The organism is Streptomyces sp. URMC 124 (genome assembly GCF_051386455.1).
In the GTDB taxonomy this organism is placed as follows: domain Bacteria; phylum Actinomycetota; class Actinomycetes; order Streptomycetales; family Streptomycetaceae; genus Streptomyces.
This window is the reverse complement of record NZ_JBPQTS010000220.1, coordinates 1-8945: the sequence shown is the minus strand read 5'-3', so window position 1 is coordinate 8945 and position 8945 is coordinate 1. Positions and strand designations below refer to the sequence as shown.

General features: G+C 74.5%; 8 protein-coding genes. 5 read left to right on the top strand and 3 right to left on the bottom strand.

Features of this window, described 5'->3' with window-relative positions; translation table 11 throughout:
• On the bottom strand, positions 1–847 hold an 847-nt coding region (locus ACSNOG_RS30425), incomplete at its 3' end, for a DUF3533 domain-containing protein (RefSeq protein WP_436755929.1).
• 204 nt (positions 848–1051) lie between these two features.
• On the opposite strand from ACSNOG_RS30425, the gene ACSNOG_RS30420 reads away from it, so the two are divergent.
• The 4 genes from ACSNOG_RS30420 to ACSNOG_RS30405 all read left to right on the top strand — a co-directional run bounded on the left by ACSNOG_RS30420 (position 1052) and on the right by ACSNOG_RS30405 (position 7272).
• Positions 1052–4576, top strand: a complete 3525-nt coding sequence (locus ACSNOG_RS30420; protein ID WP_436755928.1) for a DNA polymerase III subunit alpha — start codon at positions 1052–1054, stop codon at positions 4574–4576.
• Complete coding sequence (locus tag ACSNOG_RS30415; protein WP_436755927.1) at positions 4573–5763, top strand: DNA polymerase Y family protein; 1191 nt, start codon at positions 4573–4575, stop codon at positions 5761–5763. The genes ACSNOG_RS30420 and ACSNOG_RS30415 overlap by 4 nt, the downstream gene beginning before the upstream one ends.
• Positions 5764–5845: 82 nt before the next feature.
• Positions 5846–6712: an esterase/lipase family protein gene (locus tag ACSNOG_RS30410; protein WP_436755926.1), complete on the top strand. Its 867-nt coding sequence runs from the start codon at positions 5846–5848 to the stop codon at positions 6710–6712.
• A gap of 44 nt (positions 6713–6756) precedes the next feature.
• Entirely contained in the window at positions 6757–7272 is a 516-nt protein-coding gene (locus ACSNOG_RS30405; protein ID WP_436755925.1) for a DUF402 domain-containing protein, read from the top strand.
• Positions 7273–7291: 19 nt separating this feature from the next.
• On the opposite strand, the gene ACSNOG_RS30400 is transcribed toward ACSNOG_RS30405, so the two are convergent.
• Entirely contained in the window at positions 7292–7657 is a 366-nt protein-coding gene (locus tag ACSNOG_RS30400; protein ID WP_436755924.1) for a phage tail protein, read from the bottom strand.
• A 66-nt stretch (positions 7658–7723) separates the two neighbouring features.
• Positions 7724–8065: a cupin domain-containing protein gene (locus ACSNOG_RS30395; protein ID WP_436755923.1), complete on the bottom strand. Its 342-nt coding sequence runs from the start codon at positions 8063–8065 to the stop codon at positions 7724–7726.
• A gap of 149 nt (positions 8066–8214) precedes the next feature.
• On the opposite strand from ACSNOG_RS30395, the gene lspA reads away from it, so the two are divergent.
• Positions 8215–8787 carry a signal peptidase II gene (gene lspA / locus ACSNOG_RS30390; protein ID WP_436755922.1) on the top strand — a complete coding sequence of 191 codons (573 nt, stop codon included), beginning with the start codon at positions 8215–8217 and terminating at the stop codon, positions 8785–8787.
• Positions 8788–8945: the final 158 nt, after the last annotated feature.

Here is an 8945-nt window from a genome sequence, read left to right as displayed (position 1 = left end):
GGCCGATGGCGTTCCAGAAGGGGGGCAGGAGGGGGTACGGGTAGGCGCCGCCCGCGCTCGGGTTGCCGAGGACGACCACGATCGCGATGGCCAGGCCGATGCCGACGATGCCCGCGAGGCCCTGGAGGGCCAGGGTGGTCGCCCCGACCGCGAGGACCACCAGCGCTCCCAGCCCCCACAGTCCGAGGATGCTGCCGGGCAGTGCGTCCAGGACGGGGCCCGCGATGAGGGTGCCGAGGAGGCCGGCGGCCACCGCGTAGAGGGCGAGGGCGCCGAGCCGGATGACGGCCCGGTGCGGGTTGGCGGGGCGGGCACCCGCGCTGATGGCGAGGATCGCGGCGCACAGGTAGCCGCCCACGCACCAGCCGACCACGAGGTAGAACGCGGTCAGGCCGCGGGCGTCGCCGGCCGCGGCGGGCGCGACGTCCCTGACCCGTACGGTGCGCCCCTCCACGGCCTCGGCCCGGGCGAGCACCGCCTCGGTCGCCTGGGCGAGAGAGGCGCCGGCGCCACCGGCGACGAGGAGCGTGTCGGTGGTGCCGCGCGGGTCGACGACGAGCGCGGCGTCGAGATCACGGTTGCGGATCCCCACGGTCGCCGCCGGCTCGCCGCCGTCCACCGTGCGCACGTCCAGGGGCCTGCCGGGCAGCCTGTCGAGCCGTTCCTCCAGCTGCGCGCCGATCGGCCGGGGGGCGACGAGGCCCAGGGCGACCTCTCTGGGCCGCGGGTCGTGGAAGGCGCCGACGTAGGACGCGATGAAGGCGAGCTGGAGCACCAGGGCGCCGATCACCAGGACCGCGGCCCGGCCGGTCACCGCGCTGCGCAGTTCCTGGGCGAATGTGGGCATGCCCCGAGCCTGCGGTCTGCGGGCGGCCGTCGCAGGCGGTGCGGGCTGTCCGGGTGATCGAAGCCCCTCCGTCGCACCCCCTCGGACACCCCTCGCACGCCGCCTCGCACACGCGTTCGTACGAATGTTCGAGAGAGTGGTTTATGGTGGATGGAGAGGGCGGTTTTCGGCCAGGGGGTGACAGGAACAGCGGCAGGAGGTGCGATGACCGGGCTCAACACCTTCACGCACCTGCACACCGCATCCGGCTTCTCGATGCGGTACGGCGCCGCGCACCCCGAGCACCTGGCCGAGCGCGCCGCCGAGCGCGGCATGGACGCCGTCGCCCTCACCGACCGCGACACCCTCGCCGGAGCGGTCCGGTTCGCCAGGGCGAGCGCCAAGGCCGGGGTGCGCCCGGTGTTCGGCGTGGACCTGGCCGTACGGGACGAGCCCCCGCCGCCCCCGCACCGCCACGGCCGGCCGTCCGCGCACAGCCGCCCCCGCACCCCCGTGCGCGGCGGCGCCTTCGTCGACGACTCCGCGCCGCGTGCGGTCTTCCTCGCCCGGGACGGCGCGCACGGCTGGGCCGCCCTGTGCGGACTGGTCTCCGCGGCCCACGCGGGCGGCAGCACCGGGGGCACCCCCGCGGGGGCCCGCCCCCAGCTGACCCGCGCCGACCTCGCGGCGGCCGCCCCCGGCATCCGCACCCCCCTGTACGTCCTCCTCGGACCCGGCTCCGAGCCCGGCCGCGGGCTCGCCGCGGGCCGCCCCGACCGGGCCGCCCGGCTGCTCGCTCCCTGGCGGGAAATGTTCGGTGACGCCCTGCGGCTGGAGGCCGTCTGCCACGGCCGCACCGGCACCGGGCCGGGCTCCCTGCGGCTGGCCGCCCGCACCGTCGGCTTCGCCGCGGACCAGGGCGTCCCCGCCGTCCTCAGCAACGCCGTGCGCTACGCCGACCCCGGGCAGGGCCCCGTCGCCGACGTCCTGGACGCGGCCCGCCGGCTGGTGCCGATCGACCCCCGCGGGCCGGAGGGGCTCGACGGCGGGGAGCGCTGGCTCAAGGGGCCCGGCGACATGGCCGCTCTCGCCGAGCGGATCGCCGAGGCCGCGGGGCTCCGCCGGGACGCGGCCCGCCGGCTGCTCGCCACGACCGAGGAGACCGCCGCCGCGTGCCTGGTCGACCCCGAGGACGACCTGGGGCTCGGCAGCGTCCACTTCCCCGAGGCGCACCTGGTCGGCGCCGGGCGCCGCACCGCCGACCGCGTGCTGCGCTCCCGCTGCACGGCGGGCATGGTGCTGCGCGGGTACGACCGCAAGCGCTCCTACCGGGAGCGGCTGGAGGCCGAGCTGGCGGTCATCGCCGGCAAAGGCCTCGCCTCGTACTTCCTCACCGTCGCCCGGGTCGTGGACGACACCCGCGCGCTCGGTGTGCGGGTCACCGCCCGCGGCTCCGGCGCGGGCTCCCTGGTGAACCACCTGCTCGGCATCGCCCACGCCGACCCCGTCGAGCACGGGCTGCTGATGGAGCGCTTCCTGTCCGTCCACCGCAAGGCGCTGCCGGACATCGACATCGACGTGGAGTCCGCGCGCCGCCTGGACGTCTACCGCGCGATCTTCGACCGCTTCGGCGCGGACCGGGTCGCGACCGTCGCCATGCCGGAGACCTACCGCGTCCGGCACGCGATCCGGGACGTGGGCGCGGCCCTCGGCAAGGACCCGGCCGAGGTGGACCGGCTCGCCAAGGCCTTCCCCCACATCCGCGCCCGCGACGCCCGCGCGGCCCTGGCGGAGCTGCCCGAGCTGCGCGCGGTGGCCGCGGAGGACCACGGCCGGCTGTGGGAGCTGGTCGAGGCGCTGGACGGGCTGCCGCGCGGCATCGCCATGCACCCGTGCGGGGTGCTGCTGTCGGACGCGTCCCTGCGCGCCCGCACGCCCGTCGTGCCGACCAGCGGCGAGGGCTTCCCCATGGCGCAGTTCGACAAGGACGACGTGGAGGAGCTCGGGCTGCTCAAACTCGACGTGCTAGGCGTGCGGATGCAGTCCGCGATGGCGCACGCGGTGGCCGAGATCGAGCGGGCCACGGGGCGGCGCATCGACCTCGACGACCCCGCGGACGTGCCACCGGGCGACCCCCGTACGTACGAGCTCATCCGGTCCACCGAGACGCTCGGCTGCTTCCAGATCGAGTCGCCGGGCCAGCGCGACCTCGTCGGCCGGCTGCAGCCCGCCACCTTCCACGACCTCGTGGTCGACATCTCCCTCTTCCGGCCGGGCCCGGTCGCGGCCGACATGGTGCGGCCCTTCATCGCGGCCCGGCACGGGCGCGCGCCCGTGCACTACCCGCACCCGGAGCTCGAACCCGCGCTGCGCGAGACGTACGGCGTGGTCGTCTTCCACGAGCAGATCATCGAGATCCTGCACATCATGACCGGCTGCGACCGGAACTTCGCGGACGAGACGCGCCGCGCGCTGTCGGACCCGCAGCTGGCGGGCCGGGTGCGCGCGTGGTTCGCGCGGGAGGCGGCGAAGCTCGGCCGCTCGCCCGAGTCCGTGCGCCGCACCTGGGAGATCGTGGAGGCGTTCGGCAGCTACGGCTTCTGCAAGGCGCACGCCGTCGCGTTCGCCGTGCCGACCTACCAGTCGGCGTGGCTGAAGGCCCATCACCCGGCCGCCTTCTACGCCGGGCTGCTCACCCACGACCCCGGGATGTATCCCAAGCGGCTGCTGCTCGCGGACGCGCGGCGGCGCGGCGTGCCGATCCTGCCGCTGGACGTGAACCGGTCGGGCACGGCCTATTCGATCGAACTGATGTCCGATGAGGTGGTGTCCCGCCCGCCCGGCGACGGCGTGTGGGGGCTCCGCATGGCCCTCTCCGACGTGCAGGGCATCGGCGAGGCCGAAGCCGCCCGCATCGCGGACGGCCGCCCGTACACCTCCCTCCCCGACCTGTGGCGCCGCGCCCGGCCCACCCGGCCCGTCGCCGAACGCCTCGCCCGGGTCGGCGCGCTGGACGCCTTCGGGGACAACCGCCGCGACCTGCTCCTGCACATCGCCGAACTGCACCACGGGCACCGGCGCGGAGGGGCGGCCCAGCCCACCCTCGTCGACGGCGTACGGGCCGAGCCCATCGGCCTGCCCGACCTCGACGCGGAGGAACGGCTCGGCGCCGAGCTCGGCGTGCTCGGCATGGACACCTCCCGGCACCTGATGTCCGACCACCGGGCGTTCCTCGCCGAGCTGGGCGTCGTCCCCGCCCGGCTGCTGCGCGACGCCCGGCACGGGGAGACCGTCCTGGTCGCGGGCGCCAAGGCCGCCACCCAGACCCCGCCGGTCCGCTCCGGCCGCCGCGTCATCTTCACCACCCTCGACGACGGTACGGGCCTGGTCGACTGCGCCTTCTTCGACGACAGCCACCCCGCCTGCGCGCACACCCTCTTCCACTCCTGGCTGCTGCTCGTCCGCGGCGTCGTCCAGCGCCGCGGCCCGCGCAGCCTGAGCGTGGTGGGCGCGGCGGCATGGGACCTCGCACAGCTGACGAAGCTCCGCGCGCAGGGCGGCCTGGAGGCGGTGGCCGAGCTCCTCGCCGAGGGCGAGCCCTCTGCATCCGCCGCCGCGACGCCGTCCGGGCGGCGCATCCGCCTGTCCACCGGCTACGCCATGCACCCGTGGGCGGACCTTCAGCCCGCGGGCGAGGGCGCGGCCACGGGGCGCAAGCTGTGGCACGCGAGCCCGGGGAGCGCGGGATGAGCGCCCGCCCGCGGCTCGCCGCCGTACCGGATCCGCCGGCCGGCCGGGCCGGTCCGGCCGGGGCGCCCGCGCCCACCGTGCTCTACGTCCACTTCCACGCCGAGGCGGGCGCACCGGGCGCGCCCCTGGGCGAGGACACCTACGACGGGCTCCTCGCGCTGCTCGCCGAGGTGACGCCCGTCGTCCAGGCGGTGCCGCCGGACGCGGCGCTGATGGAAGTGCGCGGCGCCACACGGTACTTCGGGCACGGCCCCGCCGGTCTCGCCGCGCTCGTGCGGGTGCGGGCCCTCGCGCGGTACGGGGCCGACTGCACGATCGGCATCGCGGGCAACCCGATGCTGGCCCGGATGGCCGCGCAGGACGGGCCGCCCGGCGCGGTGCGCACCCTGCCCGGGGACCCGGCCGCCGTGGCCGCGTTCCTCGCGGGCAAGCCGGCCGCCGCCCTGTACGGCGTCGGCCCGGCCACCGCCCGCACCCTGTGCTCGTACGGGCTCGACAGTGTCGGCCGGATCGCCGCCGCGCCGCTGCCCGCACTGCAGCGGATCCTGGGGCCCGCCGCCGGGAGGCGGCTGCACGAGCGGGCGCGCGGCATCGACCCGACCCCCGTCACCCCGGGCGCGCGGGCCCGCTCGATGGCCGCGGAGCACCGCTTCGGCCGGGACGAGCTGGACGCCGGCCGGCGCCGCCGCGCCCTGCTGACGCTCGCCGACGCGCTGGGCGGCCGGCTGCGGGAGAGCGGCCGGGTCGCCCGGGGGCTGACCCTCACCGTGCGCTACGCGGACGGCTCGGTGACCACCCGCTCCCGCACCTTCGCCGAGCCGACCGCGCACACCCCCGTGCTGACCTCGGCCGCGTACGCTTTGCACGACGCGCTCGGGCTGCAGCGCGCCCGGGTCCGCGGCGTGGCGCTGCGCGCGGAGGGCCTCGGCGAGGCCGGATCTGCCGCGCACCAGCTGTCGTTCGACCCCGCCGACGAGAAGGCGCGCCGGATCGAGGCGGCCGTCGACCGGGCGCGGGCCCGCTTCGGGCCGGCCGCGGTGGGCCCGGCGGCGGCGGTGCGGGGGCCGGGGGCCGGGGGATCCCCCGGCACGGACGTTACGGGCCGGCGTCCCGCACATGAAAAACATGTGTCGCATTCCTTGACCGATCAAGGAAGATCCACGCATTCTTACCCGCAGGTAAGTTAACGGCCTTTCAGCCCCCCAGCTCCTGTTCCTGGTCACCCGTGTGCCCACCGCCGGGACCATCCCCCACCAGCGAGGTGTTCATATGAAGCTGTCCTGGAGACCCCTGCGCACCCTGCTCCCCGCCCTGGCTCTCGCCCTCTCGGCCGCCGCCCTCACCGCCCCCGAGGCCGCGGCCGCCGGCACGACTGCCGGCAGCGGCTGGAACGACTACTCCTGCAAGCCGTCGGCCGCCCACCCGCGCCCCGTCGTCCTCGTGCACGGCACCCTCGGCAACTCCTGGGACAACTGGCTGGTCCTCGCGCCCTACTTGAAGAACCGCGGCTACTGCGTCTTCTCCCTCGACTACGGCAAACTGCCCGGCGTGCCGGTGTTCTACGGCCTCGGCCCGATCGCGAAGTCGGCCGAGGAGCTCTCCGCGTACGTCGACAAGGTCCGCGACGCCACCGGCGCGGACAAGGTGGACATCGTCGGCCACTCCCAGGGTGGCGCGATGCCGCGCTACTACCTCAACTTCCTGGGCGGCAAGGACAAGGTGAACTCCCTCACCGGCATCGCCCCCAACAACCACGGCACGACGCTGTCGGGCCTGGTCACCCTGATGGACAAGATCCCCGGGGCCCGCAAGGCGCTCGGCGGCATGACGCCCGGCCTCACCGACCAGGCGCTCGGCTCCGACTACCTCAAGAAGATGAACTCCGTGCCCGACACCGTGCCGGGAGTGCGCTACACGGTCATCGCGACCAAGTACGACGAGGTCGTCACGCCGTACACCTCGGGCTACCTGTCGGGCCCCGACGTGCGCAACGTCCTGCTCCAGGAGCTGTGCGCCGTGGACCTCTCCGAGCACATCGCGATCGGCACCGTCGACCGCGTCGTCGCCCACGAGGTCGCCAACGCCCTCGACCCGGAGCACGCCACCCCGACCACGTGTGCGTCCGTCATCGGCTAAAACCGCTGGCCCCGGACGCCGCCCATGGGGAAGTCTCTCCCTCCATGAGCACCTCGAATGTTGTTTTGCAGGCCGGTGTTGACGTGACGGTCACCCTGGTCAAGGAGTCCCGGTCCGGCATCGGCTACCCCGCGGTCGTCGTGCGCGACGACGGCACGCACGCCGTCGTGCGCGCGCCGTGGGCGGCCCCCTCGGACCGGGACTTCGGCTTCGTCCGCTTCGAACGCGGCGACGTCTTCACCGAGCACTACTGGCGCGACCGCTGGTACGCCGTCAAGGAAGTACGCACCGCCGACGGCACCCTGAAGGGCTGGTACTGCGACATCACCCGCCCCGCGCAGATCACCGGCGACGGCGTCGTCTCCACCGACCTGGACCTCGACCTGTGGGTCTCGGCGGACGGCACCACGGTGCTCCGCCTGGACGAGGACGAGTTCGAGGAGAGCGGCCTGGAACGACGCGACCCGGCAGCGGCGGAGCGGGCCCGCACGGCCCTGGACGAACTGGAGGCCGTGGCCCGGGCGGGCGGGGCGGCCGGGCTGACCGGACTGCTCGGCTGAGACGTGCTGGGTGCGGCGATCACTTATCGACGGTCATGTCCTCGTAAACGATCGTGATCTTTTCGATCGCCGGGTCGCCGTCGCCCGCCCGCAGCCCCGGCCCCTCCCACGACGAGGCCCAGGCATTGACCAGACGGAAGCGAACGAGCGGCTTCTTCGCCGCGTCGAGCGCCGAAATCGAGAGGTCCGCCCGTTCCGGATCGACACCTTGCCGGGCCGCCGTCCGGGTGACCCGGTCCGCCCACTCCTCGGACGCGTCCATAGGCCGGGACAGGGTGACGTCGGGCAGCTGAAGGGCGCCGGGGACCTTCCTGGTGAGGAGGCGTCCATCGGCCGTGACCGACCTCGTGCCGACGGCGTCCTGCCCGAACTGCAGGCCGTCCACCGACTGGGGATCCGGGGGCCGGGGGCCTGGGGCCTTCTCCGTCACCGGCCACGAATGGGCGAAGCTTCAGCCTGCCGCCACGGGTCGGCGGAGATCGAGCTCGGGCTCGGGCTCGAGCTCGACGATGAGGAGCGTGCCGTGGCTTCCCGGGCGGACCGCGTGCGGTGTTCCCGCGGGGATCACGTAGAGCTCCCCGGGCCCGACCGGCACGGCCGCGCCCGCGACGTCGAGTTCGAGCCGCCCGTCGAGGACCAGCAGGGCCTCCGCAGCATCGTGGACCTCTTCTTCCAGGGGCAGTTCGTTCATGCGCAGGACCTTGATGCAGGCCGGGCCGATGCGCCCCAGCACGCGGGAGTTCCACTCGTGCTGCAGGGCCGCGGCGGTGTCGTTCACGTCGATCAGTGCCATGACGAGGAGGCTAGGCGAGCTGCGGGGGCGGTTGGTCGACCGATCGGTAAAGGATGTCCGCAGGTCCGGGCGGCAGGGGCAGTCCGTAGGCTGAGGCGGAACGGTGAGCCGGGACACGACCGGACGACAGACTTCGAGGTGAGGGAAACGTGACGGATCCGGACCGGGCCGCGGACGTGCGCAATGAAGACCGGGGAGCGGGCGCCACGGCCGCCCGCCGGCGGATACCCCTGCTCCTCGCGGTGGCGGGCCTCGCCTACGCGCTTGACCTGGGCAGCAAGCTGGCCGTGGTCGCCTGGCTGGAGAACGAGGAGCCCGTCGGGCTGATCGGCAACTGGCTGGAACTGGAGGTGCTGCGCAACGCCGGCGCCGCCTTCGGTATCGGCGAGGCGATGACGATCGTCCTCACGCTCGTCGCCACGACCGTCTCCGTCGTCATCGTCCGCCTCTCCCGCAAGCTCTACAGCACCCCCTGGGCCATCGCCCTGGGCCTCCTCCTCGGCGGCGCCCTCGGCAACCTCACCGACCGGCTCTTCCGCACCCCGGGCGGATTCGAGGGCGCGGTCGTCGACTTCATCTCCGTCCGCGGCTTCAGCGTGATGAACCTCGCCGACTGGGCGATCTTCTGCGGTGGCGTCCTGATCGTGCTCTACTCCTTCCTCGGCTGGGAACTGGACGGCACGGGCCGCGAACCGGGCCGAGAGCACGCCGAGGCCGCCTGACCTGCCGCCCAAGTCGCGCGTCCCGGCGTGGTCATCCGTCGCTCACGCGTCGTCAGCGAACCTGCGTCGGCCCCGCCGAGGTTCACGACCGCCGAACTGTTGGGGGTGGGGGTGAGGGTGACGATGACGACGACGTAGTGGGGCAAGCATCCGTGACC

Coding starts and splice junctions, on each gene's coding strand:
- ACSNOG_RS30420 (WP_436755928.1), top strand. CDS start 1,052: ATGACCGGGCTCAACACCTTCACGCACCTGCACACCGCATCCGGCTTC.
- ACSNOG_RS30395 (WP_436755923.1), bottom strand. CDS start 8,065: ATGGCACTGATCGACGTGAACGACACCGCCGCGGCCCTGCAGCACGAG.
- ACSNOG_RS30405 (WP_436755925.1), top strand. CDS start 6,757: ATGAGCACCTCGAATGTTGTTTTGCAGGCCGGTGTTGACGTGACGGTC.
- ACSNOG_RS30410 (WP_436755926.1), top strand. CDS start 5,846: ATGAAGCTGTCCTGGAGACCCCTGCGCACCCTGCTCCCCGCCCTGGCT.
- ACSNOG_RS30415 (WP_436755927.1), top strand. CDS start 4,573: ATGAGCGCCCGCCCGCGGCTCGCCGCCGTACCGGATCCGCCGGCCGGC.